Genomic DNA, 25,416 nt, shown 5'->3' on the forward strand with positions numbered 1-25,416 from the left:
TCGCTGGTTTGTGGTTGGTGGTGGCGATCAGCGCCTTTCTCGTTGTGCGCACCCAGAAGCCTACAGAGCCGTTCAAAACGCTCCGGTCCGAGACTCAAAACGACGTAGCTGCTGTTAAAGAGGCGTTGCAATGACCCGTGCTGAGAACCCGTCTCAAACAGAAATTCTTGCGCGCATGGCGGCTACCCGAGCGGAGCTGGTGGCCGCCAATCACGTCACCTCGTTGGTTGGCAGGCCACGCCGACGGCTTGTCCCAACAGACACCCCGCAAGGTCCGGTGTTTTTGCAAACGCCCTACGCTGGCCTTATAGCTGCCGGGCTGATCGTGGGGACTGTTTTAGGACCGGGACAATTGGTGCGCACGGCGGCTCGGCGAGGCTTGGTTCCCTGGATTGTCAGCACGGTCAAGGGCCTGCTCACGCGGTAACGAAAGGGTCGCTTACGTTAAAGCCTCGCGCATCGATGGCTTAGACGTGCAGGCCTGCAAAAATTTTGGAGTACCTTTGTTTCCGAATTTCCGCAGGGGGTTGCTCGGCGTGCCGTTCGTTCCCGTAATGATCGTGTAGATGATTTTTGGTGGAGACATGCCGGGCTGCGACGCTTGCTCGTCTCGGGATTTACCATTAATCGAAGGCGTAACGAGAAAATCCGGTTGGCCATTTTTGGGAATACGCTACTGGCCATCTGCATTACGCTCCGCCCGGTAGTTTTTGGATGCAGCACGTCTAGCTGCCGCGAATTGACATTGCGCATAATGCCGTCGAACGGTTCGCTCGAGGCAAGTTGGAGGGCGGCTCTTGCGGCTTAGCAGGCCGCACATGGTTGCGTTACGTGGATCACGATCGTTGCGATGCTCTCGGCTCATTACTGTCGTCAAGAACTACATATTGACGAACCTTCGGGCATGACAAAAAAGTTCGTTCGAAGCATATAGACGCCAAATTCCTAAACCGGATGAATCCATCGCTATGCCAAAAACGAGTGTCGATCCTGAAGTGAATTTAGTCGGCGTGTTATTCCTTCTTATGATTATCGATGGCGCTATCTGGAACAACTTTGCCAACCTACGCGTCATAGCGGGCGCATTCGGTATCGGTTTAGCGATGGCTTCTAGCAGTCGTAGCTGGGTGCAACGTAAGTCCCGGGGATCGGGGGCGCCGGTGCCCTACCGGCGCGTTTCACTCATGGCGAGCATTGGTTGCTTCTGCTATTTTATTGGCGCGCTGGTGTATGCCGTTTACGTCACTTGACCAAAGCGGCGGCCCTTGGCTGGCGTAGCCAGTAGGGGAAGATGGCCGATCGGTCGGTGAAACTGCGAACCGAACGAGCACGTGGATTTCTAGGCCCCTCGGTTCTCGAAATTGTAGAATCTAAGTAAGCGCACGGTGAAGTCGTAGTGAAGCGAGGACGAAGAGCCGACGAACGAAACGTCCGTCGGGAAACACGCAACAGCTAAGCGGATTGCCGTAGTAGCGCCCGTCGATAGTTCGATCGAATTAGTAGGTCGGGGACGGGTGTCAGGACTTCGGACATAAACTGCAGTTCGACACAGGACGCGACTCCGTAGCGCGGAGCGGCGCGGTGAAACGCACGGCGCGCACAATCAAGTTGCGATCGGTCGCCCTCGGCCACTGCGCGGATTGCCTGTCGTTCAACTTCGCTTAAGATTTGCATATCGGGGCTCTTTGCTTGGTGATCACGGCCAATAAGTGTTCTAGTAGTCGTGAGGGTGCCAACCTCGACCGCACGTCCAGCGGCGAACCGAGTCGCCGCTGGAGGACTGACGTCACCTGAGTGACACCGCTAGTTTGTAACGGAGGCAGTCACCGTAACGCGTTCTCGACCGCTGCACTCAGCGCATGACGTTTCACGGATGACGCGAAGAAGCTAACCGAACCGCCGACGACGTCTTTACTATCGATGCTTAAAGCTTGAGACTTCCCCGAACCTTGAAGCGTGGCAGGGTTGCCGCGCCGATGGAACTCGTTTGCATCGAAATCGATCGGATATTCAAACATGCCGTCGACCGCTTCAACGACCAGATGAACGTGGTCGATACGAACACCACCAAAGTGAATATCGATGATCTTGTTGAGTGCTGCATCGGTGTCGGCATCAATCCCTTGCGAAGATAATACAGGATTCGCGAAATGCGCGAGATGAATCACTGCGCGCATATCGGCCCCGTCATCAAAACACGCGATACGGTAGCGTGCGACGCTCGGCGTGCGATCGTTCTTAGCGTAGATGAGGTCGTTAAAACTGCCTTGGTAGGTCATGATTTGCCTTTTGGTTATGCGTAAGACCCAAATGTCAGACGCACAACCCAAGCTACTCATGACCGCGCGAAGTCAAGGCACTGGTACGGGGATGGCAGTTGCGTTCTTCGGCGAGTCCAGTGCGCGCTGAACGCTGCAAAGTCGATTCGCTTTCGCATCACGGCCAGTTCATGCCGTATCTGAGTCGCCCTCATTTTGCGTTTTTCGTTCTACGTCCGTGTTGTTCAGGCACGATCTCGATCCACGTTGGACCATGGTCACTGGCGTTTGGAAGGTCCCGCACCCAAGCATCAACAGACGCATCCCTAAGACGCGGGGCAAGCGCTGGACTGAGCAGGAGATGGTCAATCCGCAAACCGTAGTCGGCGCCGCGGTGCCGGCGAATATAATCCCAGTAGGTGTAAATGCGCTCGTCGCCGTGCACGCTGCGCAGCGCGTCGGTCCATCCTTGCGCTACAAGGCGCCGAAAGCATTCACGGCTTTCAGGTCGTAGCAACGCGTTATCGCGCCACGAGCGTGGGTTATAAATGTCGTCGTCTGTGGGGACGACGTTGTAGTCGCCGGCGAGCACAACGGGGTGAGCACTATCCGTCAAATATTGCGCGTATTCGATCAGCCGTTCGAACCACGCGAGCTTGTAGTCGAACTTGGGACCTGGCTGCGGATTGCCGTTTGGCAAATAGAGACAACCAACCAAAATGCCCGAGACCGCCGCTTCGATGTACCGACTTTGTTTATCACCGCGGTCACCTGGTAGACCTCTGCGACTTTCAATCGGATCAGATCCTTTGCTCAAGATTGCAACGCCATTCCACGCACTTTGCCCGTGCCAAATTGCGCCGTACCCAGCCTCGTTAATCGCCTCGATCGGAAACGCGGCATCGACAGCCTTTGGCTCCTGCAGGCAGACGATGTCGGGGGACGCCTCGGCTAACCACGTCAGCAACGATGGAAGGCGCGAGCGCACTCCGTTGATATTGAACGTAGCGATCTTCAGTTTCGGCACGTTCGCAATCTCCTCAAACGGCCGGTGACATCTCGATCGACTACCAACATTAGATCAATGCGCAGTGGGTGGCCACACCGCAACGCTTTTCTCAAACTGCCCTTCAGGAACCTGGTCCAAACCGTCAGCAAACCACGGCACTTGGTGTCGGAGCTCGGAGACGTAGCTTTCCCAGCCGCTTTGATTTCCGGGGAAGAGATCGTGTTGCACAAGGTTCGCGAGCAGCGCCCGGTTGATCGACTCATCGAGCAGCAGCTTCGGCCAAAGGAAGAACGTGCTCGCTGCTCGTTTCGCGAACTCGTAGGGGGTGATTTCTGCATCGACCATGCGAAGGATGGTAAAGCTCATCAGGGATTCCTCTTGTCCGACAGCCTCTCCAACGGTGTTAAACCGGTTTGCGCATTTCATCACGCACGCAGATGCTTCCAGCACGTCGCCCAAATGCAACAGCAGGGCGCGTCTCTCAATTCCGTCGTCCATCGTTTCTCCGTTGTGTAGTGCTACTTGAGGTCGATTGCTCTTTTCATGGCAACGGTCAATCCCTGCCGGCAACGCGCGTATCCCTGCCACGGGTCGGCGCCTAGGATGCGCTGCCGTTTGATCGCGCTGTGAATAGTCCACTGGTCGGCTGCCTCGATCTCTGGCAGTTCCTCCCAAGCGATCGGCATCGAGACGCCCATGCCGGAACGTGCGCGCGCGGAGAAGGCTGCGACCGTACTCGCGCCTTTGCTGTTGCGCAGGTAGTCGATGAAGATTTTTCCGACACGGTTCTTTGGACCCAGCACCGCTGAAAACCGGTCGGGCATCACCTGGGCCATGTGACGCGCAACGCCTTGCGAAAACGTCTTCACCTCATCCCAGCTTTGGCGCCGCGTGAGCGGAATGACGATGTGATATCCCTTGCCACCGCTGGTCTTGATAAAGGATTTCAGCCCGACTTCATCAAGCAGGACCTTGGCTAACTGAGCGGCCTCGGTCATCATTTTCCATGAGAGGCTCGGATCGGGATCGAGGTCGAGCACAAATCGGTCGGGATGCTGCAGGTCTGGTTGCACGGCATTCCACGTGTGCAATTCAATGACGTTCATTTGAGCCAAGCCTATGAGTGCTTCGGGCACGTCAACGGCCAACAAAGACGGATGCTTCGGGTGCAGCGCGACGGGCAGCTTGGTGATTCCGGGAATGCGCATCCGCTCCTCATGCTTCTGGAAGAATAGTTCGCCTGCGATGCCATCGGGCGCGCGTACAAGCGAGACTGGCCTGTCTTGCAGATAGGGCAATGCCCACTCAGCGATCTCATCGTAATATCGGACCAGGTCTATCTTCTTCATGCCGGTCACCGGGTCGATCACGCGATCGGCGTTGGAGATTTTCTGGCCAGAAAGCGTGACGTTGTTGCGGCGCCCCGGTTGAACACGCGTCGAGCCGGTTTGCGCCTCGACCGGCTCTCCGTTCGCAACGTCGACAACCGGCTCCTCCGTGACGGCGGCCGCAGGTTTATCGTCACGCATGCCGTGAAACATCGGGTGCCGAACTTCTCCGTTCGGCGTCCACTCGAGAAACGACAATTCCGCGACAAGCCGGGGTTCCAGCCAGACGTAATCACGGTCTTTTTCGGGTGCCGGTGGGTTGTAACACGCGCTCGTTTTGCGAACCAACGTTTTTGCCTTTTTCTCAAGCGCGGCGATCTGCGAAGGGCGTAGGTTCTGCTGCGCGGTGCCGGCGAACCGAAGGGTTCCATCCATCTCATACACTCCAAGCAATAATGCACGAATGCCAGTATTCGCGCCGCGCAAGCGCGTAAATCCGGCAACGACAAATTCCTGTCTGAGCTTGCATTTGAGCTTGACCCAGTCGGTCGAGCGTCCGGACCGATATGGTGCGTCCGCGCGCTTGCCGATGATCCCCTCGAGCTTCATTTTGCATGCTGATGTTACGAGTGAGTCGGGGTCCTGCGCGAAGTCTTCCGAGTAGCGCAACGCATCGGTATGAACTTCGCCAAGTAACTCGGCCAAGAGCGCACGCCGTGCTCTGAGCGATTGTTCTCTAAGGTCCGTTCCGTTGAGATACAACAGGTCGAAAAAGAACAATACGATTTCTGCGGTGCTGCGACGATCAAACGCGTTCTGAAGCGCATTGAAATTCGGCATGCCTGCCGCGTCCAGCACGACCGCTTCGCCGTCGAGCCACACGTTATCAACGGGAAGTGCTTTAAGCGCCGCGCAAAGCTTGGGCATGCGATCGGACCAGTCGTGTCCGTTGCGAGTGAAAAGCTGCACGTCGCCGGCGTCGATGCGGGCGAGAATCCGATATCCGTCGAATTTGATCTCGTACGACCATTCTCCATCGGTGGGAGGGCGATTGACGAGCGTGCCCAGCTGCGGTTCGACCAGTGAAGGCGTTACACCCGGCGGCTCCTTCGTTGCACGTCTGGGCGGTTTCTTGTTCGAGTTATTCCATCGCCCGGCCATGGATTAACGCTCCATGACTTTATCCAGTCCAGCGTCCAACCACGCGACAAGATCAGGCCGTGACGAAAACGCCGGGTTCGCAAACCAGGGAGCGAGGTGCTCATGCGCATCTGCAACGAAGTGATCATCGATTTCGAAGCGGTCCTCGAACCATGGATGATCGTAAACCCGATGGATGCCGACGGCGGTTTTGCCGTCCCAGTAAATGACGGTGTGCTCTGTTATGTCGGCAGTCGTTCCGCGGGGCCGATCCTTGAGCATGGCCGCGAACTCGTCCTTGACGTCGCTAAGGTTCATATTCATAGGTGGCTCCGCTAGCAGCTGAAAATGCATTGGTTGACGATGATCGCAATAGGAATGCGGCCCGCGCGGATTCCAAAGCGGTTATTTGCTTTCGCTGCCCTTCAAATCATTGTGCTTATGCGAATGCGTTGCACCGTATTTCAACTCATAGTGTGCGCCTTTGCCGCTGCGCGTAGGCGGAAAATGCTCTCCCTCGACGCACGTCACTTCGAATGTCCCTTTGCCGTCCTCGTGAACGACCGAATAAATGCCGGAAACCTTAACGATTTCGCCGGGCTTGTAGGAATTGTCGCCAGCCATAATTTTTCTCCAAAAGTAAGTCATTGCTGACTAGCAAGGGCCGTTCCGGTGCGTACCGCAAAGCCCATTCATGGCAAGAAAAATGCTTCGAAAGTCCGATTTAGGCCGCGAGGGGGCTCTATGACGCTCGTTATGTATCATGGGTGGAGAATCCGGACGGTAAGCGTTGTCGAGGGATCCGGATTTTCGGCCGCCGCACTTCTAGAAAAGGAGGACGCCGCTTGGAGCGAGCGGCGGCGATTTGCCTTTGCGGGGATCAGTTGTCATGACTCAGCGGAGGACGCTGAGTTTCAAGCCACCTGTTGGGCCAAGCGTTGGATCGAGAGCAGGGAACGTGTAGAGCCGACGCTATGTGATGCTGACTGACTGGAACGGAAAGCGCACGAACGCTTATCGTACTTTCGGAAGTGCGGCCCAATCGGCTGTGTAATAGGGGCTGCGCCGATCCTGGTTCATGTGCCATGCCCGACGCTCCCCGACCGCTCCGAGCTTCATCGTGCCTCGGCCGTATTTGTCGTTGATCGCGTCGAGTGCGACCATCAGTTTGGCCTGACGTGTGGTGTCGCGACCAAAAAGCTCGCCTTGCTCGATCGACGTCGCTTGTAACTCATGGAGCAATACCCCCGCCTTTGCATAGCGAAAGCCTTCGCGATAGATCTGGCGCAGTCCGAACAAGGCCGAGTCAACAAGCGTGAGCGTGTCCGACGTTGGTGACACGAGCGGAACATTGATCGCGCGGCTGTATTGCGGATCTTCCTTCTTGAAGGGGCTTGTGCGAATAAATACCTGTACCTGATTGGCTCTCAGGTTTTGCCGGCGTAACCGCTGCGCGGCCGTTGCCACGAATTGCGTCACGGCCTGACTCAATTCCTCAAGCGCACACACGACGTGTCCAAAGCTACGTGAACACAGAACCTGTTTTTGGGGTTGGCTGGCATCTTCAAATCCATAGCAGGCGATGCCGTTGAGCTCAAGCAGCGTTCGTTCGAGTACGACCGAAAATTGCTTCCGGACAAAAGACGGGCTGAGCCGTTTGAACTGCAAAACGGACTCAATGCCCATCTCCTGCAGGCGTACACCGATCTTGCGGCCGACGCCCCACACTTCGTCCACCTCGACAAGTGCCAAGATGCTGTCGCGCTCACCCGCGTCAAGCGAGCCAAAATCACACACGCCGTTCCATGCGCGGCCGAGGTTTTTCTTGGCGAGATGGTTGGCCATCTTGGCCAGCGTTTTTGTCGGTCCAATTCCGATGCAGGTTGGGATACCGACCCATTGGAGCACTTGCGCCCGGATCTGGAATGCATATGTCGTCAGGTCGTGGCGAAATCCCCCGAGGTCGAGGAAACATTCATCGATCGAATAGATTTCCTGTACTGGTGAATACTGTCCAATGATGGACATCATGCGGTCGCTGAGATCCGCATAGAGGGCGTAGTTCGAGCTTAATCCGATCAAGCCGTGGGTTCGCTCCAATTCGCGAAGCTGGAACCAGGGCTGCCCCATGGAAATTTTGAGCGCTTTTGCCTCTTGTGACCGGGCTACTGCACACCCATCATTATTGCTGAGTACAACGACGGGTTTTCCGATCAACGACAAATCGAAACAGCGCTCGCACGAGACATAAAAGTTGTTGCCGTCGATTAGCGCAAATGTAGTCATCGCGGCTTGCGCGGGTGAAGGAGTTGTCGAAGATTCCATGTGACCACTCCCCACACGCTCATCTCTTGTCCCTCGGCGAACGTGATCGGTAGGTACGCCGGATTCGCGGCATGCAAACGCACGACGCCCGCACGCTTATACAAACGCTTGACGGTAAATTCATCATCAACACAAGCAAGCACGATGCGCCCATGCACCGCTTCCACCGAACGATCGACGATGAGCCGGTCTCCATCGAAAATCCGCGCATCGATCATCGAGTCGCCCTTCGACCTGAAACAGGAATGTCGCGATTGGATTCAAGACGAGTACATCGTTCAGGTCAATGCGTTTTTGCGTGTGATCTTGCGCTGGGCTTGGAAAGCCAGCCGGCACCTTGGCCAGTACTTCAATCAAATATGCGCCGGCGACATCGTCGGCGAGAGGGATGGGGCGGCGCATGGACACGATGCCTGTATGGATGTACAGTATTCTATAACGGCTTTTGTCCGACTTGGTTTGGCCCTTTTTCGAGATAGCGGGAGAATGAAGATGAGCGTTGCGACCGAGCGCAAATCACATCCAATGCCCGAGATGGCTGCATTCGTTGCGAATTTACGTGCAGCGTTCGGATCCTCCATCGACGCGGCGGTAGCCCGTGGGAAAGCGGGCGAGCCCACTTTTTATGCGCGCGAGAATGGGCGAACAGTCGGAACTCCTCCAGTGGACGACCTCAACAGGTGGACTGCCGGTACGGATATTTGCAATCGGCATTTCTGCCGGGGATGTGACGGAAGCTGCGTGGGTACTTCCACGCGATGCAGCGAGCGAAACAACTCTGCTTGATGAGAACGCCATGCTATGACGTGCATCGTCGTTCGAGAGTGCGGCAAGGAACAAAGGTTACTTTAGGCCGTTTGAGCACCGTGTTCCGCCGCGACAACATTTAACCCGTGTAATCGGTGGAGTGCAATACGTAATTGCTGTTTCCAGGGTCAATCAATGACAGACACAGACGGCCAGTTTCGGTCACTCGACATCCGTGCCTAGATAATCGAAAATCTCTTCACGGCAGCATGAACCTTCGGGCACACTACGTGGCGGAAAACTGCTGAGGTCCGCACGGAATTTGCCGGTATAGGGGAAGGGAATCGATGTGAAACAAGAAGCGCGGGAAATTCCTCGAGGCCGTTGACCATGACAATTGAATTGTCGAAAGAAGTCAGAGCCGATGCGATCGCATCCGTTCAGAGATTTTTTAAGGAGAATATGGAGGAGCCCATCGGCAATATTGCTGCCGGTGCGCTTCTCGGCTTCTTCCTGGAAGAAATCGGCCCCAGCATCTACAACAAAGCTGTGGCAGATGCACAAGAACGACTCCTGCAACGCATCTCGGAACTTGATTTCGAAGTTCACGAAGATGAGTTCGAGTACTGGAAAAAGTACGAAGCCCAAACGAAGGCGCGCAAGTACGTGAGTAAATGATTGCCTCGGATATTCTCAACGGCGGCTCGTAGCTGCTACATGACGTGCAACGGCCGCAGACGAGCGACATGCTCGGTCCTCGGACGCAGTACGGCCAGGAACCGCCGGTCGACGTCAACATCCATTTTCATCAGCCACGTCTCGTTTCCCCTCGTTCAGCGGCCGCTTTGCGGCGAGCAAATTGCCTAGGGCACAGCCTCAATCCGGCCAGGAACCGTCATTCGGACTGCCGTCGCGAACGACCGCTGCTCGCCCCACGAGGGACAGCGGCAATAGAGGACCGGCTACTCAAACTCGGTGGCGACTTCACCTCTGGGCAATAGCACCAGTCGCATCGCTCGCATTGTTCAACATCAACGAGAATTATGTCCCTCGGGAAGTTCGTCACGCCCGAGCAGATGAATCTGCCGTGTCATGACGTAGATGGCCACAATAGCACCGGCGAAACCTGATGCCGCACCAACGCCGAGTGCCCAGCGTGGGCCCAGATGGTCTGCCACCCAACCCACGATCGGCGCGCCGATCGGCGTACCCCCAAGCGCGATGCCCACGCGCAATGCCATCACCCGTCCCCGCATGGCGGGTGCTGTTGAAAGCTGCATCAGGCTGTTGGTCGCATTGGTAAAGGTCAGGGCGGCTACGCCGATGACGACCAGCGCGCCGGCAAATACCCAGTAGCCCGGGGCGACGGCGGCCAGCGTGCAGCCAAGTCCGAAGATCGCGGCCCCGATTAGCAAGGACAAGAACCGTGGCCGATCGCGGCCGGCCGCAAGCAGTGCCCCCGAGACGGTACCGATGGCCATGATCGACGAAAGGAGGCCATAGCCGCGTGCATCGCTATGAAAGACACCGACGGCCATGGTCGAGATGAAGATCGGGAAATTCAGTCCGAACGTACCGATCAGGAACAGCATGACCAGGATCGCCTTGAGGTCCGGTCGGGCCCATACATAGCGCAATCCCTCGGTGAGACCACCCTTGGTCCGGCGTGCCCGTGCGTTCGCATGCAGACCGGAGACGCGGAGCAGAAACAGGGAGGCCAGCACAGCGACAAAGCTGGCACCGTTGAGCAGAAATGCCCAGCCGGTGCCGACCGAGGCGATGATCAGACCCGCCACCGCCGGTCCGATCATTCGCGCTGCGTTGAACGAGGTCGAGTTGAGCGCGACCGCGTTCGGCAGCTCCGCGTCGCCGACCAGCTCTGCCACAAAGGTCTGGCGCACGGGCCCATCGAACGCAGAAGCACAGCCGAATAGAAAAGCGAATACGTAGACGTGCCATAGCTGGACTGCACCGATGACGGTGATAATTCCCAGTGCCAGGGCAAGTACTCCCATCGCCGCCTGGGTCGCCATCAGGAGCTTGCGCTGGTTGTAATGATCGGCAGCGAAGCCTGTCCAGGGCAGCAACAGAAGCTGTGGCCCGAATTGGAACGCCATGACGGTCCCAACGGCCGACGCATTGTGATGCGTGAGCTGGGTCAGCACCAACCAGTCCTGCGCGGTGCGTTGCATCCACGTTCCTACATTCGAGACCAGCGCACCAGCCGCCCAAATGCGGTAATTGGAGTTTCTCAGCGAACGGAAGACGTCCCCGGCAGCCGCACTCACGAATGTTCCGGCGCATTGCCGCCGTGAAACCGGCCAAACAGCCGCGCGGAAAGCAGCCCAATGGCCAGGACGCCGAGCCCGAACGCAACGGCATCGCTCGTGCTCCTCAGGTCAAAATCACCGACGCGACAAATGAGCACATAGCCGGCGATCAGATTGAGAAACCCCCAAAGCACATTCACGGTTGATGAGGACATACCTTGCCCCGGCGGTTTTGCGAACGGACTCTGGAACGGTTCGCCCTTCACGCCGGCGATGAAGTGCGGCACAGCGTTCGTGAGAAAGGCAGCGCCGAAGAAGTAGGAGACAAGTTGAAGCCATTCCATTTTCAGGCGCTCCTTTTTGCCAGCAAATCGATGATGTCTTGAGCCGTACCCGTTTCGCCCAGCTTCGGGAAGACGTTTTTGATGCTGTAGTCGTGCGCCTCGGGACGCGCGTTAGTCATGGCGTCGAGGGCCAGGGTCACGTTGAATCCCTGCTCATATGCCTGACGGGCTGTCGCCTCGACGCCGGTCCCGGTGGCGACGCCGGTGACAACGACCTGGGTGACGCTCAGTGCCTTCAGCCGGCCTTCGAGATCAGTGCTGGCGAATGCGCCCCAGGTTCGCTTCGTTACGACGATATCACCGGGCTGCTGATGGAGTTCGGGGATGAAGTCGGTCCATCCAGTGGGGAACGATTCGATGTGACGTGGCCGCTCGGTGCGGCCCGGTGCTACCCCGGCGACGTTGACCAGTACTACCGGCAAGCCGCGTTCACGGAACGCGTCGAGCAGTACGCGCGAACGATTCACGATCCCGTCGATGGGATGGGCAAAGGGGGAGCCGACAATGCCTTTTTGCAGGTCAACGATGATAAGCGCAGTGTTCGAATCGAGCGAGGTAAGGGCCATGTTAATTTCCTGAAAGGGTCTGGGAATGGCTTAGAAGTCGGCGAGCCGCTGCAGCAGTTTCACCGCGGCCGCGAGTGCCTCCTGTTCTTGAGGAGAGAGTTGTGCTTTAAGGGCACGGACCAGCCAGTCGTCTTTGGCGGCCCTACTCTCCTTGAGGGTTTTTCGAAAGCTAGGCGTTAAATCGATGAGGCTTTGCCGACCATCGGTCGGGTCGGGTTCGCCACTTATGGCCCCCATCGCCTCCAAACCGGCCACTGTGATGCGCATGGATTGCGGGCGCACGCTTTCCGCCCGCGCAAGCGCGGATACGGTTGCGGGCCCGTCGCGATCCAGGCGGAGTAGCACCGACTTCTGAGCGGATGTGAAGTCTCCTGGATGCGCCTGCTCCCGCAGCCGGCGGGTCAATTTGCCTAGGGAAATACGCAGTTCGCCTGCGAGCAAGGCCGCCGATGGCGCATCGGATGTGAGAGATGACTTGATCATGCTCCGATCATACGTGAGCACAGTCAAACTGTACAGACAAGCTGTAGTAATGATTGGATGGACGAGCAAGCGCTGTCGGTACATGCGGGTCGATCTACCGAGGCTTTACTTCTGGACGTCCGCTAAGAGTTCGTTCACCAATTGGCGGCTACGCGCGGTAACCCCAGCTTGAGAAGGATCTGGCGAATCCACGGGCACCGATCAGCTTGCGGCAACCAATACCCGCCTCCTCTATGACAGAGTTGTGCGCTTGATATACACCAATGGGTACTGGGAGGACAAAGGGGGTGCAATGCTAAACGGACACAACCATCGTCGGCTATCGCAGGTGGCTTAAGGCTGTTTATGCCCAACTCCAGCCGTTCGTCAGTCGAGTTTGATCGGCTGCTTCGGGTCGGAAGTACGCGCTGGCGACTGGCCGCTTCAGGGCAGCGAAATTCCACTGGCCGCTTTCTGGCGATGAGTTTGAACCGCGGACTGACGCAGCCCGACCCACTATGGCCTTTCGACTCGTAGCGACTGCAACGACAGGTTCCGACCCGTTAAGAGCTTGGACCCTATCCAGCAAAGCCTCGATTAATGGTCGATGGGCCGAATCAGCCGCCTATCGCGCCCGGATTTTTTGCGCTCGCGTGATCAAGCAGTTTACGCTTTCTAATCTAGCTATCCGCGATCTTGTCTTAGAATTCGCGTCAAACTGTTCTTGAACGATAGTAGGAGTTTGATGGATGGCGGGCAAGATTGAGCTTTACGTGAGGGACCATGCGCCGGCGCAGAGGGGTTTGATAATGATCGACGGCAGGAACCGCGGCGAATGGCAAGTGATTGAAAATCAGGTTGTTGCGCAGGTGGATGGCGGACCGGTGTTTCAAGGGACAATCAAGCAAGTGGTGGCACAGGTTGAGTCGGCTCTTCGCACAGCAAAGAACCCGCTTAACTTAAATCCGGATTAACCGTCTTCCTGGACTCCTCGATGGGCTCCAGCCCAGAAAGTTCGAGCGTTTGACGTAATCTCGCGGCAGTTCGATGGCTCGAAAGCCCGAGCAGATTGCTGACTTGCTCGTTGGTGCAGCCGGCGATGATATGCCGGCGCCCGTACGTGTTTCTGAGCAACCGAGGACTCATGTCGGCCGCCGTCACTTTGATTTTTTCAAGCGCGTTTCGGACACTCTTGCCCAACGTGTCATCTTTCATCGGCTTGCCGGTCCCTGTTGCTATAAAAAGATAGCTTGTAGGGCAGGCGATGTTTTTGCGCGCTACGACATACTCGCGAAGAACATCGATGCAGAAAGGTTCGAGGGGCACGCGGCGCGCGATGCGCGGTCCACGCTTTTTCACATAAACGTCAGGTCGCAGACCGTCGACATTTAGGTCATCAAGTCCGAGTTGGCGGCATTCGGCCGCTGTAATTCCAGTGCCCAAGAACATGGCGACAATCGCCACGCTTCGGAGTTCTTTGAACGTCGACTCCGCGGCCGTGACGCACGTGAGCTGCAGGCGTTTATCGTTGGTTTCTGAAAGGAAGACCGGAGTCGGCTCGTCTTCCGGCCAGGCTTGGCCAACGAGCATCAACGACGCAGGATTGTCTTTGCGTACTTCCATTGCCACGAGGTGACGCGAGACGCGATCGATGAGTTTGAGGTAACGAAGCTGCGTCGTCGTATCTGGGCGCGCCTCCTGGCCAAGCGTGTTGAAGAAATTGTCGATCTCTGCCGCGCCGAAGGTGGCCACCGTCTTGCCATGGGTCGCGAGGTGTCGATGGAACCGCGCGAACATTGACCGATGTTGAGTGATTGACTGTTCAGCGAATGGACGCCGGTCCGCGCCAACAGCATCGTTTCGCTGCCATTCGTCGTACGCCGCTTGCGGATCGTTTAGCCAATCGAAATCGTTCATAAAATAGATATACTGGAATTGCGTTTTCCCCAATATATACGAAGCTGCGCTTCGCAAACCCCGTCATCAAAAGGGAGGGGCCACCAATGCTGAACTTTCTTCATCTCGCGCAGACAATCTTCCGGGCCACCTACTACCACGCGCGCCGAACTGGCCAGCATTAGATTGACGCTTAGGCCAAAGTCTTCGACGACGTATCCACGCGCGCACATAGGGAGGGAAGAGGCCGGATCGGACGTTTCAGCGATCTGTTCAACAAGCGCTCGAGCGTCGGAGCGATACGCCCATAGGCTTGCCGAGTGCGGCCGCAAAACCAACCTCAAACGCTGTACCGCTGTCTGGCTCACCGAGCCCACGAAAATCGTTCAGGTTCGCCATGACCATGTCAGCGGATCGGATCGCATCGATGTTCGCGCGACAGATCCATGCCGCTTTCTCAGCGGGGCCTAAGTTTGACGGTGCTTCGTTGTCGAACGGATACATGCCGAGAAAACCTTCCTCTCGACACAGGCCTTTTAGATAAGCTCCGTGATCTACTGCATCGATTCGGAATACGTCGAAACCAGCGAGATACACACGCAAGGTCCCCGCGGCCTTTTCGATAGGTAGCGGTGCCGGCCGGATGTGGCCAGCTTCAATTCGTTTTCGCAACCGCGCAATCTGCTGCCGGACAGCCAACACGCTTTTGCCAAGATTCGAAGCGATTACGTCGATGTCGTGGCCTTCGTCGAGCTGCTGGCTGAGAGCCTGCAGTGCCTTGGTAGGGTTAGGCATTCATTCCTCGTTATGTTTTGATCAAGCATGTCAGTGGTTAGAATATCGCCAAGACGTGCATGTCAAGTCCGCTGGAGTTCTGATGAGCATTCAACTAAGCAACCGGTGCAGGACATCTCTCTACCGAGTCATCTTCGGAAAACCGAAGAGTAGCGATGAAAGCGTTGTCTTTTTGATGGCCGGAGGCAGGGAAGCGGCGAACCGACGTGCGATAAGAACGCTCGCGGTGCTGTTCGACATGCCAGAAGCGGACGTCTATCTATACAACCTCGCATCGTTTGCCGATTTGGTCGGCTCGGGTGTGAGCGACGACGAAGACGTGCGAGTTTTCGAAACCGGCTGGAAAGGGGCGGAAGTGAGCGCATGGGTCGAACATCCTCTGTTTCTCACAGACGACACATCGCTTCTCTGGAAGTGGACCGAGCTATGCGCTGATATCGCTAAAACGAAGGCGCTGGACGCTATCAAGCGAGCGAACCGGTGATCGCCCGAAACCAACCCATGTCGCACGGCGCGAAGGTTTTAGCTTGTTCGTCCTGGTGAGAAACGCCAACGCCTGCGCACCTCGTTATAGACGACGGATCAAAGCTTATAGTCCAAGCGGTTGCTGATTGAGCGCCAAGCTGAGTGATTCGTTTTGTGCAGGCGATAACGTGTTGGCCAAGACGGTTTCTTCGCGGTTATAGATCATTGCACCGTAAATGTCGGCAAGCACGCGTGCGCGGGGGCAGAGTGCAGCGTCCTCACCCGACGCTTGATGCTCACGCCAGTAGTTGATCGCATCTTCAATCTGTCCAATGGTGTAGGTATTCATGGCGATTACTTAGAAAAGGCCGTTCGATATTAGGTTAGGGTGCCGAAACGTCGGCTGGCGTAACGATGGGGGACGTGCCCGCCTCCCTGACCAGGAATTCCCGCGATCTTCGTCCAAACGAGCTGACCAACGAGGGCGCCGGATCCACTGGCAGGACGAAACTTCCGTTGCCGATAGGCCCCTTGCGTTTGATCACTTCGACCGCGACGCCGTTTTCGGCTGGCCGTAGCGCGAGCCGTAGCGATGCCGGAGAGCTATCTTGTGCACTCGCGAGCGGCCTCATCAGCACAAACAACGTTTCATTTGACTGCGCCGCAAGAATTAAGCGACGTAGTGACTCACCTCGGATGTGTTGTTGCCAGAAAAGCACCGCACCAAAGCTGCCGGCCTTCAGAATTTGTTCAGCGGACCACAGGGCGTCCGCTGTTTTCTTCGGCGTGATCCACACAAGCTTCGATGAATCAATTCCCATATACATAAACGCTTGTATATTCGGCACCTGAGGGGGCTGGATCAGTGCAATCGGTTTACCTGCCAACGACGCTAGCGTGGGTCGTAAGATGCGCATTTCGCCAATACCCGACTGAGCGGTCAGAAACTCAACCAACGTACTGACGGGCCAGCCGCCGCCTGGCAGTTCTGCCGACAGCGCCTCGTAGCCGGTGTCGATGACCCTCCTCGCAGTGCGAGCTAGTTGCGATCCTCTCCACAACGATGGGTGGATCTTTTCGTAGTCAGAAAGCGCCGACATATCTATACCTGTGTTTTTATACAGTATAGTACTTCCGTTGGCGTTGTCAGGTTGCGTGACGTGTCGGTTAAGATGGCGCAATGAAGAAATCGAAATCACTCTGTCACGGTCACCGTTTCCCGGCAGGTGTCATCAGCTGTGCTGTTCGATGGTATTTTCGCTTCCAGTTGAGCCTGCGCGACATCGAGGAACTGCTTTTCGAGCGCGGCGTGATCGTGACCTACGAGACGATCCGATGCTGGTGTGACAAATTTGGTAAGGGTTTTGCGCATCGCGTCAAAGCCGCGCGCTGCAAGCCGGGTAGCACGTGGCACCTCGACGAAATGTTCGTCACGCTTCGTGGCGAACCCTACCTGCTGTGGCGTGCGGTTGACTAGCATGGCACCGAACTCGACATTCTGCTGCAAAAGCGGCGCGACAAAGCGGCTGCCAAACGCTTCTTCAAGCGTGTGCTGCGTTCGAGCCCTGTGCCGCGCAAGATCGTCACCGACCGGTTGCGCAGCTATCCGGTGGCAAAAGCCGAGATCCCGGAACTTGCGAACGTGAAGCACATATTTGTCAAAGCGGCGGCCCGACTGAACAATCGGGCCGAGAACAGCCACCAACCGACACGCGAACGAGAGCGTCGCATGCGCGGCTTTCGCGACCCGAAACGGACACAGAAATTTCTCTCCTGCTTTGGGCCGATCCGCCAATTTCGCGTTCAAGCGGCATCTGCTGCGCGCTTCACTTTATCGAAAACAACTCGCAGCCCGGTTTGTTGCATGGCGCGAATTCACCGAACACTCCCAAACTCCGTCGACTGCTTTCTGATCTGCCGTCACACCTGCCGTCGTGCTGCCTCACCCTCGGCAAGTTGACAATGCCCGCACGGCCATTCCACTCGACTCCTTCTCCGTGCGGCGGTTCGCTGCCGGTCCCGTCATGCAACCCGCAGTGGCGCCCCCATGAAATCGACCGTGGCGCTCAGTGAAGCGCGCGCGTTCATTGAAGCGCATTTCGACGAACCCGTGACGCTCGCGCAACTCGCGGAATCATCGGCGTTGAGCGTGCTGAGATTCGTCACGGTATTCCGCCAACAGTTCGGGTCGTCACCGTACCGGTATTTGTGCGGCTTGCGATAAAACGCGCGCAGACGTTGCTGCTGGCCGGCGTGCCCAGTTCCATGGTCGCGGCTGAAGTCGGCTTCTTCGACCAAAGCCATCTTGCGCGCCACTTCAAGCAGTTTTGCGGCATGACGCCCACCGCGTTTCTGAAGCGCGCGCGGCAAGACCGCCACGCACGAGCACAACGGCCTCGTCAGTTCAGCACCAGCCCCGCGCTTTTGAGCGCATTGCGCACGCCAAGACCGGGATACGCCGTCTCGACCGTGCGCATGTCCGCGCGCGTTTCTTCGATGATCCAGTCGCGCACCGATTTCACGATCGGCCGCAGCGACCTGTTTGGCGGCGAAACCAGGCAGCAGCGGCGGTGCGTTGCAGTCAGCTCCTGTTCGGCCGGCATCAGCGCGCCTTGCGCAATCCAGTGCGACACCACGTTCAGCCAGCCAAGCGCCACTCCCTGACCGAGCAGCGCGGCTTGAACCACGATGGCGTAATCGTTGAAACTGAGCATGTGCGCCGCTCGCCGCCGGTGCCCGGCGAATGCTGCAAAGCGGTCGTGCCAGCCGCGCTCTTCGTCGTCCATGACGATCACCGTGTCTTCGTGCTCGCCTGCTGAGTTGACCGACCGTTGATCGTGATAGCGCTGGTTGCACACCGGCAGCAGGAGTTCGGGCATGACGAGGACGCTGTTTTCATCGATTTCGTCCTGAGTCACAAAACGCATGCCGAGGTCCACGTCGATCAGCGGACCGCCAATACGCCCCGAAATCAACTGGAACCGCAGGTCCACCGACGGAAACGCCTTGTTGAGCCGGTTCATTCGCGGCATCAGCCAGTGCGTGGTAAAGGCGGTGGAAACCGAGAGGGTCACGGATTCCACGCCGGTCGAACGCGCTTCGATCTCGCGGATCGCCCCCTCTATACCGTTGAACCCCTCCGATATCTTCCCGTACAGGATGCGGCCGTTTTCCGTCAGTTCGATACCGCCGCGTGCGCGCTCGAACAATTGCACGCCGAGATGGTCTTCCATGCGCGCCAGCATCCGGCTGACCGCCGGCTGGCTCACATACAGTTCCTGTGCGGCGCGCGTGAAGTTTCCGCAGCGCGCCGCGGCCTCGAAAACAAACAGCGCGTTGGCGCTCGGCAGTTTCTTGCGTAGATTGGGCATGACCTCATGTTATGCCTGATCCAACAATTCGGGAATTGCCGCCAATAAAAACGCGCCGTATATTCGATTCGACCGATGCATGAAAACCCATGCCCCGGCATGAATACCAACGAGAGATACCAGCATGGATGCAAGGGCGAAAGCAGGAGTATCGATCCGCTCGGCTGCAAAGCGCTACGGCCCGGTTGTCGCACTCGACGACGTTTCGCTCGATATCGCGCCTGGCGAATTCGTCTCGTTGCTCGGGCCTTCGGGTTCCGGCAAGACGACCTTGCTGGGCATTCTCGGCGGGTTCGTCCAGCCGAGCTCCGGCTCGGTCTGGGTCGGCGATCGCGACATTACATTCGCGCCGCCGCACAAGCGTGACATCGGGATCGTCTTTCAGAACTACGCGCTGTTTCCGCATATGAGCGTAGGCGAAAACGTCGCGTTTCCGTTGCGCGCGCGACGTCAGCCAAAGGCCGGATGGGCGCGCAAGGTTTCCGACGCGCTTGCCATGGTGGAGCTCGGTGGATATGAAAGCCGCGGCATCAGCCAGTTGTCGGGCGGGCAGCGCCAGCGCGTTGCCCTCGCGCGCGCCATGGTGTTCGAGCCGCAACTGATCCTGATGGACGAACCGCTTTCGGCGCTCGACAAGCAACTGCGCGAAACCATGCAGATCGAACTGCGGCGCCTGCACAGGAAACTCGAGGCGACCATTGTCTACGTGACGCACGACCAGCGTGAGGCGCTGACCATGAGCGACCGCGTCGCCGTGATGCGCAACGGCAAACTTGTGCAGATCGACACACCCGAGCGTCTCTATGACCGGCCTTGCGATGCGTTCGTCGCGAGTTTCATCGGCGAGGCGTCCATGTTGCCCGTCAAGCGTGCCGGAGAAGACGCCGTGATGCTCGGCAACACGCTGTTGCGCACCGCGCATCCGCTGCCGCATGGCGACACGCTCCTGCTTGCGGTGCAAACGGAGAAACTCGTCATCGACACCGCGCTGAACCACGCCGGCGTGAACCGGCTTGTCTGCCGCGTCACTGAAGTGTTGTACCAGGGCGAAAGCCTGCGTGTGTTCGCAACGCTTGCCGACGGCACGGCCATCAGCCTGCGTCAACCCGGCAGTCACGACGCCCGTCAGCGCATTCCGGCTGCGGGCTCGCAAATGACGGTCGTGCTCGATCCGCAGGACACCATCGTCGTGCCTGGCTGAATCTTTCCAACACGTATTTGCTTAGGATCAGTGCGTGTTATTTGACAAACTACAGAGGATAACGAAATGAAACTGACAGACTTCAAGGTGTTGACGTTCGATGTGGTGGGAACGCTGATCGATTTCGAGCGGGGCGTGCTGGCTTCCGTGCGGCGTCTCGGTGGCGACGCGGCCCGCGATCTCACCGACGACCAGATCTTCGAGCCCTACATGCGTGGCCGCGCGGCTTATCCAGGCCGCTCGAGCAAGGCGATGTCGAAGGTCTACCAGTCGCTTGCGAACGAACTCGGCCTGCCGTCGGACGACCAGACCGCCGCCGCATTCCAGCGCGACGTACTCGACTGGCCCGCATTCGAGGATTCCGTCGCAGCGTTGAAGCGCTTGCGCAAGCACTTCCGGCTCGTCGCGATGACCAATGCGGACCGCGTCGCCTTGTCGTCGTATGCACATACGCTCGGCGATCCGTTCGACGATACCGTCTGCTGTGACGAGACGGGCGTCGCAAAACCGAATCCGCAATTCTTTGCCTACAACCGCGGTCGGCAAGCCGCGTTCGGCTACAAGTTCGGCGAGATCCTGCATACGGCGCAAAGCCAGTATCACGACATCGGCGTCGCGACCGAACTCGGTTATTCGACATGCTGGATCGAGCGGCGCCAGGGACAAAAGGGATTCGGCGCAACGCCGACGCCCGATGCTGTAACGGCGCCGACCTTCAAGTTCGCGACGCTTGGCGCGCTCGCCGACGCGGTCGAAGCAGAAGCGCGCGCAGCATGATGAACACGCCGCCGGCACGGCCGCTTGCGCCTTCGTTATGGCGGGCCATGGCGGGTCCGGAACCCGTGCCGCGCGCCCCGCTTGCATGCGATATCGACACGGATGTCGCGATTATCGGCGCGGGGTATTCAGGTTTGTCGGCGGCGCATGCGTTGCATGAACGCGGCGTGCGGGCAGTCGTGCTCGACGCCAATCCGGTCGGCTGGGGCGCGAGCGGTCGTAATGGCGGTGTGGTGTCGTCGAAGTTTCGCTTGTCGTTTCCGGCCATCGAGCGCATGCACGGACTCGAAGCCGCACGTACGATGCACCGGCTCGCGCATGACGGCGTGCGCATGGTGGAAAGGTTCATCGACGAATTCAAGCTCGAAAGCGCGCGCTTCGAACATACCGGAAGCCTGCGGTGCGCCCACACCGAACGTGCATTGCAAGGCATCCGCGCGGAGGCCGACTGGGTACGCACGCAATTGGGCGACACCTCCATGTCGGTACTCTCGCGTGCGGAGACGCAGCACGAGACCGGCTCGAAAGCGTTTGTCGGCAGCGCGCTGAGTGCCGACGCAGGCACGATCCTTCCGCTTCACTATGTTCGCGGCATGGCCGACGGGCTGACGCAACGCAACGTCGCGATTCATGAAGATACCCCGGTGCTGGACATGCATCGCCTGGACGGCGGTGCGGGCGCGATTCTGCGTACGCCGAATGCAACCGTGCGGGCAAAGCAGGTGATTGTCGGGACGAACGCATACTCGAACCTGACGCCTGCGACATCGGACTATCAGCGCGAACTCGTGCCGTTTCGCAGCGCGATGATAGCGACAGCCCGTCTATCTCCCGAACTCGATGCCCGCTTGATGGCGAATCGCCGGAGTTATACGGAAACCCGGCGCATGATGAAGTGGTTCCGCAAGGTCGATGGCCGCATGTTGTTCGGTGGCCGCGACGCGTTCGGCAAGGAAGGGCAGACGACGGGTTTCGACGCACTGCGGCGCGCCATGGCAGGGCTGTTTCCGGAGCTCGCGGACGTGCCGGTGGAGTATCAGTGGTCGGGATATGTAGGCATGACTTTCAATTCGTTGCCGCATGTAGGCCGCAGCGACGACGTCACGACTTTTTGTCTGGGCTATAACGGAGCAGGCATTGCAATGGCGAGCCTGCTCGGCCGGCACGCAGCGGCGCTCGCCTTGGGCGAGCGGCCAGAGTTGTCGCTGCTGGCTTCAGCCGGGCTCAACCCCGTGCCATTCCATTCGTTGCGCGCGCCGGGGGTTCGCCTCGTCGCTGCGTGGTACCAGTTCCTCGACGCCGTAGGTGCATGATGTCAATCGCCAACCGGACTATTTCAGGGCAGGGCACGGCCGTCATCCCGCGCTCGGACCCTTTTCGGCAATACCAGCGTCGCGAAGACCGGACGATGTGGCTGCTGATGACGCCCGCGCTCGTCGTGATCGTGTTGCTGCTGGTGGTGCCGCTCGTGTGGCTGTCGTGGCAGTCCATCTGGAACCACGGCTTCACGCTCGCGAATTACGAGCGGGTGTTCACCGGCGTGTATCTCGATACCTTCCTGCTGACGTTCAAGCTCAGCTTTATCGTGACGGTCATAACGCTATTGCTGGGTTATCCGGTCGCTTACCTCGCCGCGTCCGTCTCGCCCAGATTCAGCGCGCTGATCCTCGGCATGGTGATCCTGCCGTTCTGGACCAGCGTGCTCGTGCGCACCTACGCCTGGCTCGTCTTGCTGCAGCGCACCGGCGTCGTCAACAAGCTGCTGATGGCAAGCGCCCTCACCGACCACCCGCTGCAACTCGGCTACAACCAGATCGGTACGGTAATCGCCATGGTGCACATCCTGCTGCCGTTCATGGTGCTGCCGCTCTATTCCGCGATGCAGAAGATCCCCGCGAACCTCTCGCATGCCGGCGCGAGCCTCGGCGGCTCGCCGCTGCACGTATTCCTGCGGGTGTTCCTGCCGTTATCCATGAGTGGCGTGATTGCGGGCGTGACGCTCGTTTTCATCCTGTGCCTGGGTTTCTATATCACGCCCGAACTCATGGGCGGCGGCAAGTCGGTGATGGTGTCCATGGTCGTGAGTCGCAACGTGGAGATCTACAACAGCTGGGGCGCGGCGAGTGCGGTCAGTGTGGTGCTGCTGGTCTGCGTGTTCGCCATCTTTTATGCAGCGAGCCGCGTGGTGCCGCTCGAAAAGACGTTGGGGGCAAAATGAACCGACTCTCTTTCGCACGCGTGGCGCTGGCAGCCGGAGTGGTGGCCATCCTCGTTTTCCTGATGGTGCCCATCCTGATCGTCGTGCCGCTGTCTTTCTCCGACACCCGCTTCATGACCTTCCCGCCGCCCGGATATTCCCTGCGCTGGTATCACACGTTCTTCGGCAATCCCGCGTGGATAGACGCAGCACGCACCACGCTGATTGCCTCGGTATGCGCGTCGCTCCTGGCCACGCCATTGGGCGTGGCTGCCGCCTACGCGATCCAGAACGGGACGCATCGGGTCATGCGGTACGCGCGGACCTTGCTGATGCTGCCGTTAATGGTGCCGATCATTATCGTGGCGGTCGGGGTTTTCTTCGTGTACTCACAGGCCGGTTACGTGAACACCCTGGGCGGCCTGATCCTCGCCGATACCATGCTCGGGCTGCCGTATGTCCTGATCGCAGTCGGCGCGGATCTTCGCACCTTCGATCCCACGCAGGAAATGGTGGCACGCAGTCTCGGCATGAATCGGTTTCGCAGCTTCATGACGGTCACGCTGCCGCAGATCCGCTCGAGCGTGATCTCGGGTGCGGTGTTCGTCTTCATTCAGGCGCTCGATGAAACCGTCGTGGCGCTGTTCGTTTCAGGAGGCGCCAACCAGACGCTGACGCGCCGCATGTTTGTCACGCTGCGCGACGAAATCGATCCGACCATTGCCGCGATCAGCACCATGCTGACAGCGATCACATTGTGCCTCGTGATGATCGTGGTGGTTAGCCGCAAGTCGGCCGCGCGGGTTTGAGTGCATTAACCAAGAGGTCATCTCGATGAATCACGCGTTACAGTTTTATATCGGCGGTGAGTGGGTGGAACCGCTGGGCCCGGAGCGGCTTGGCGTGACCGATCCGTGCACCGAGGAAACGTTCGCTGAGATCGCCATGGGGACGCCGGCCGATATCGACCGCGCGGCGGCCGCGGCGCGTCGTGCGTTCACCTCGTTTGCGGCGACATCGCCCGACGAGCGGCTTGCGCTGATCCGCAAGATCCTGGCCGCCTATGCGGAACGCTACGAAGAAATGGCACGCGTCATTTCACGCGAAATCGGGGCACCGCGCGCGCTTGCGCACGGCTGGCAAGCGGGACTCGGCACGCGCCATCTGAATGAACTGATCCGCACATGCGAGGCGTTTGTCTGGCAGCGCATGAAAGGCACGACGCTGATCACGTACGAGCCGATAGGCGTAGCCGCGTTGATCACGCCATGGAACTGGCCGATCAACCAGATTGTCTGCAAGGTCGCACCCGCGATTGCGGCGGGCTGCACGATGGTGCTCAAACCCAGCGAAGTGTCGCCGCTCAACGCACTCCTGTTCGCTGAAGTGCTCGACGCCGCAGGCGTACCTGCCGGCGTGTTCAACCTCGTCAATGGTGACGGTCCGCTCGCCGGCGCTGCGCTGTGCAGTCATCCCGACGTGGACATGGTGTCGTTCACCGGTTCGACTCGCGCGGGTATCGAGATTGCCCGGCTTGCGGCGCCCACCGTCAAGCGCGTGCACCAGGAACTCGGCGGCAAGTCTGCCAATATTATCCTCGACGATGCCGAACTTACCGCCGCGGTCACATCCGGCGTCAACGCGTGCTTCGGCAACAGCGGGCAGTCGTGCAACGCGCCCACGCGGATGTTCGTGCCGGCCGCGCGTCATGCCGAAGCGGTGACGATCGCGCGCGAGGCGGCGCAAAAGCACGTTGTCGGCGCCGCCGACGATGCAGACACGACGCTCGGTCCAGTCGTGAGCGCGGTGCAGTTCGACCGCATTCAACGGCAGATCCAGCAGGGTATCGAGGAAGGTGCGGAGCTGGTCACGGGCGGCACCGGGCGTCCCGAAGGATTGGCGCATGGCTATTACGTGCGTCCCACCGTCTTCGCCGGCGTGCGGCCCGACATGGCCATTGCCCGCGATGAAATCTTCGGCCCCGTTCTGTCGATACTGCCTTACGACGACGAAGAGCATGCCATTGCGATGGCAAACGACAGCGTCTTCGGCCTCGCAGCCTATGTGCAGTCCGGTGACCACGAGCATGCGCGACGTGTCGCGTTCCGTCTGCGTGCGGGGAGCGTGCATATCAACTACCCGGCTTGGGACGCGGGCGCACCGTTCGGCGGTTTCAGGCAATCGGGCAACGGCCGCGAGTATGGCGAGTGGGGATTGGAGGCGTTTCTCGAAGTGAAGGGCATCGTGGGATACGCCGCGTGATCA

Annotated in this window: 26 protein-coding genes and 3 pseudogenes; 12 read left to right on the forward strand and 17 right to left on the reverse strand. The window is 58.6% G+C overall.

All coding sequences use genetic code 11. From position 1 onward, the window contains the following. The first annotated feature begins 968 nt into the window (after positions 1 to 968). Positions 969 to 1,250: a hypothetical protein gene (locus AWB64_RS23670; protein ID WP_060857882.1), complete on the forward strand. Its 282-nt coding sequence runs from the start codon at positions 969 to 971 to the stop codon at positions 1,248 to 1,250. A 573-nt stretch (positions 1,251 to 1,823) separates the two neighbouring features. On the opposite strand, the gene AWB64_RS23675 is transcribed toward AWB64_RS23670, so the two are convergent. The 8 genes from AWB64_RS23675 to AWB64_RS32360 form a co-directional block, all read right to left on the reverse strand. Beyond that, positions 1,824 to 2,279, reverse strand: a complete 456-nt coding sequence (locus tag AWB64_RS23675; RefSeq protein WP_060857883.1) for a hypothetical protein — start codon at positions 2,277 to 2,279, stop codon at positions 1,824 to 1,826. Between the two features lie 190 nt (positions 2,280 to 2,469). Then, positions 2,470 to 3,285 (reverse strand): exodeoxyribonuclease III, encoded by an 816-nt coding sequence (gene xth / locus AWB64_RS23680; RefSeq protein ID WP_060857884.1) that lies wholly within the window; start codon positions 3,283 to 3,285, stop codon positions 2,470 to 2,472. 54 nt (positions 3,286 to 3,339) lie between these two features. Beyond that, positions 3,340 to 3,765 (reverse strand): hypothetical protein, encoded by a 426-nt coding sequence (locus AWB64_RS23685; RefSeq protein WP_060857885.1) that lies wholly within the window; start codon positions 3,763 to 3,765, stop codon positions 3,340 to 3,342. A 20-nt stretch (positions 3,766 to 3,785) separates the two neighbouring features. Beyond that, positions 3,786 to 5,756, reverse strand: a complete 1,971-nt coding sequence (ligD, locus tag AWB64_RS23690) for a DNA ligase D (protein ID WP_060857886.1) — start codon at positions 5,754 to 5,756, stop codon at positions 3,786 to 3,788. A 3-nt stretch (positions 5,757 to 5,759) separates the two neighbouring features. Then, the gene (locus AWB64_RS23695; protein ID WP_060857887.1) at positions 5,760 to 6,059 is read right to left on the reverse strand and encodes a hypothetical protein; all 300 of its coding nucleotides are present in this window, start codon (positions 6,057 to 6,059) and stop codon (positions 5,760 to 5,762) included. Positions 6,060 to 6,140: 81 nt separating this feature from the next. After that, complete coding sequence (locus AWB64_RS23700) at positions 6,141 to 6,359, reverse strand: hypothetical protein (protein WP_060857888.1); 219 nt, start codon at positions 6,357 to 6,359, stop codon at positions 6,141 to 6,143. Positions 6,360 to 6,749: 390 nt separating this feature from the next. Continuing rightward, positions 6,750 to 8,060 carry a Y-family DNA polymerase gene (locus AWB64_RS23710; RefSeq protein WP_244164183.1) on the reverse strand — a complete coding sequence of 437 codons (1,311 nt, stop codon included), beginning with the start codon at positions 8,058 to 8,060 and terminating at the stop codon, positions 6,750 to 6,752. Then, positions 8,018 to 8,278, reverse strand: a complete 261-nt coding sequence (locus AWB64_RS32360; protein ID WP_244164184.1) for a LexA family protein — start codon at positions 8,276 to 8,278, stop codon at positions 8,018 to 8,020. Before AWB64_RS32360 ends, AWB64_RS23710 begins: the two co-directional genes overlap by 43 nt. A 919-nt stretch (positions 8,279 to 9,197) precedes the next feature. Here AWB64_RS32360 and AWB64_RS23720 point away from each other — a divergent pair. Next, positions 9,198 to 9,485, forward strand: a complete 288-nt coding sequence (locus AWB64_RS23720) for a DUF2164 domain-containing protein (protein WP_060857891.1) — start codon at positions 9,198 to 9,200, stop codon at positions 9,483 to 9,485. A 353-nt stretch (positions 9,486 to 9,838) separates the two neighbouring features. Here the strand turns inward: AWB64_RS23720 and AWB64_RS23725 are convergent, their stop codons facing one another. Genes AWB64_RS23725 through AWB64_RS23740 form a run of 4 tightly spaced genes read right to left on the reverse strand, consistent with a single transcriptional unit; the run spans position 9,839 to position 12,470 of the window. Then, positions 9,839 to 11,095: an MFS transporter gene (locus tag AWB64_RS23725; RefSeq protein WP_060857892.1), complete on the reverse strand. Its 1,257-nt coding sequence runs from the start codon at positions 11,093 to 11,095 to the stop codon at positions 9,839 to 9,841. Then, positions 11,092 to 11,421 carry a hypothetical protein gene (locus AWB64_RS23730; protein ID WP_060857893.1) on the reverse strand — a complete coding sequence of 110 codons (330 nt, stop codon included), beginning with the start codon at positions 11,419 to 11,421 and terminating at the stop codon, positions 11,092 to 11,094. Before AWB64_RS23730 ends, AWB64_RS23725 begins: the two co-directional genes overlap by 4 nt. 2 nt (positions 11,422 to 11,423) lie before the next feature. Then, on the reverse strand, positions 11,424 to 11,987 hold the full coding sequence (locus tag AWB64_RS23735) for an isochorismatase family protein (RefSeq protein ID WP_060857894.1): 564 nt from the start codon (positions 11,985 to 11,987) through the stop codon (positions 11,424 to 11,426). Between the two features lie 30 nt (positions 11,988 to 12,017). Beyond that, positions 12,018 to 12,470: a MarR family winged helix-turn-helix transcriptional regulator gene (locus AWB64_RS23740; RefSeq protein ID WP_060857961.1), complete on the reverse strand. Its 453-nt coding sequence runs from the start codon at positions 12,468 to 12,470 to the stop codon at positions 12,018 to 12,020. Positions 12,471 to 13,198: 728 nt separating this feature from the next. Between AWB64_RS23740 and AWB64_RS23745 the strand changes: the two genes are divergently transcribed. Beyond that, entirely contained in the window at positions 13,199 to 13,423 is a 225-nt protein-coding gene (locus AWB64_RS23745; RefSeq protein WP_060857895.1) for a hypothetical protein, read from the forward strand. Here AWB64_RS23745 and AWB64_RS23750 read toward each other — a convergent pair. After that, a complete protein-coding gene (locus AWB64_RS23750; RefSeq protein ID WP_060857896.1) occupies positions 13,404 to 14,366 on the reverse strand; it encodes a tyrosine-type recombinase/integrase in 963 nt (320 codons plus the stop codon). The two genes, AWB64_RS23745 and AWB64_RS23750, sit on opposite strands and share 20 nt — an antisense overlap. After that, a pseudogene (locus AWB64_RS23755) lies at positions 14,363 to 14,948 on the reverse strand (nucleoside 2-deoxyribosyltransferase). The gene AWB64_RS23750 and the pseudogene AWB64_RS23755 overlap by 4 nt, the downstream one beginning before the upstream one ends. Positions 14,949 to 15,222: 274 nt before the next feature. On the opposite strand from AWB64_RS23755, the gene AWB64_RS23760 reads away from it, so the two are divergent. After that, positions 15,223 to 15,624: a hypothetical protein gene (locus AWB64_RS23760; protein WP_063493272.1), complete on the forward strand. Its 402-nt coding sequence runs from the start codon at positions 15,223 to 15,225 to the stop codon at positions 15,622 to 15,624. Between the two features lie 105 nt (positions 15,625 to 15,729). On the opposite strand, the gene AWB64_RS23765 is transcribed toward AWB64_RS23760, so the two are convergent. Together AWB64_RS23765 and imuA are read right to left on the reverse strand one after the other, a co-directional pair. Beyond that, a complete protein-coding gene (locus AWB64_RS23765) occupies positions 15,730 to 15,954 on the reverse strand; it encodes a DUF3717 domain-containing protein (RefSeq protein ID WP_060857898.1) in 225 nt (74 codons plus the stop codon). 34 nt (positions 15,955 to 15,988) lie between these two features. After that, positions 15,989 to 16,705: a translesion DNA synthesis-associated protein ImuA gene (imuA, locus tag AWB64_RS23770; protein WP_063493273.1), complete on the reverse strand. Its 717-nt coding sequence runs from the start codon at positions 16,703 to 16,705 to the stop codon at positions 15,989 to 15,991. A gap of 80 nt (positions 16,706 to 16,785) precedes the next feature. On the opposite strand from imuA, the pseudogene AWB64_RS31415 reads away from it, so the two are divergent. Next, positions 16,786 to 17,518, forward strand: a pseudogene (locus AWB64_RS31415) (IS6 family transposase). Between the two features lie 134 nt (positions 17,519 to 17,652). Then, positions 17,653 to 17,969, forward strand: a pseudogene (locus tag AWB64_RS31080) (AraC family transcriptional regulator); the annotation flags it as partial. 35 nt (positions 17,970 to 18,004) lie between these two features. Here AWB64_RS31080 and AWB64_RS23785 read toward each other — a convergent pair. Further along, positions 18,005 to 18,976, reverse strand: a complete 972-nt coding sequence (locus AWB64_RS23785) for a LysR family transcriptional regulator (protein WP_060857901.1) — start codon at positions 18,974 to 18,976, stop codon at positions 18,005 to 18,007. A gap of 124 nt (positions 18,977 to 19,100) precedes the next feature. Here AWB64_RS23785 and AWB64_RS23790 point away from each other — a divergent pair, with 124 nt between their 5' ends. From AWB64_RS23790 to AWB64_RS23815, 6 genes are all read left to right on the forward strand, one after another. Further along, on the forward strand, positions 19,101 to 20,177 hold the full coding sequence (locus tag AWB64_RS23790) for an ABC transporter ATP-binding protein (RefSeq protein ID WP_060857902.1): 1,077 nt from the start codon (positions 19,101 to 19,103) through the stop codon (positions 20,175 to 20,177). Positions 20,178 to 20,243: 66 nt separating this feature from the next. After that, positions 20,244 to 20,954 carry an HAD-IA family hydrolase gene (locus AWB64_RS23795; RefSeq protein WP_060857903.1) on the forward strand — a complete coding sequence of 237 codons (711 nt, stop codon included), beginning with the start codon at positions 20,244 to 20,246 and terminating at the stop codon, positions 20,952 to 20,954. Then, positions 20,951 to 22,267 carry an NAD(P)/FAD-dependent oxidoreductase gene (locus AWB64_RS23800; protein ID WP_208603308.1) on the forward strand — a complete coding sequence of 439 codons (1,317 nt, stop codon included), beginning with the start codon at positions 20,951 to 20,953 and terminating at the stop codon, positions 22,265 to 22,267. Before AWB64_RS23795 ends, AWB64_RS23800 begins: the two co-directional genes overlap by 4 nt. A 95-nt stretch (positions 22,268 to 22,362) precedes the next feature. After that, entirely contained in the window at positions 22,363 to 23,172 is an 810-nt protein-coding gene (locus AWB64_RS23805; RefSeq protein ID WP_374728647.1) for an ABC transporter permease, read from the forward strand. Next, positions 23,169 to 23,960 (forward strand): ABC transporter permease, encoded by a 792-nt coding sequence (locus AWB64_RS23810; RefSeq protein WP_060857904.1) that lies wholly within the window; start codon positions 23,169 to 23,171, stop codon positions 23,958 to 23,960. Before AWB64_RS23805 ends, AWB64_RS23810 begins: the two co-directional genes overlap by 4 nt. Positions 23,961 to 23,985: 25 nt before the next feature. Further along, positions 23,986 to 25,413 (forward strand): aldehyde dehydrogenase family protein, encoded by a 1,428-nt coding sequence (locus AWB64_RS23815; protein WP_060857905.1) that lies wholly within the window; start codon positions 23,986 to 23,988, stop codon positions 25,411 to 25,413. Positions 25,414 to 25,416 lie beyond the last annotated feature (3 nt).

Source organism: Caballeronia sordidicola (assembly GCF_001544455.2).
Taxonomy (GTDB): Bacteria; Pseudomonadota; Gammaproteobacteria; order Burkholderiales; family Burkholderiaceae; genus Caballeronia; species Caballeronia sordidicola.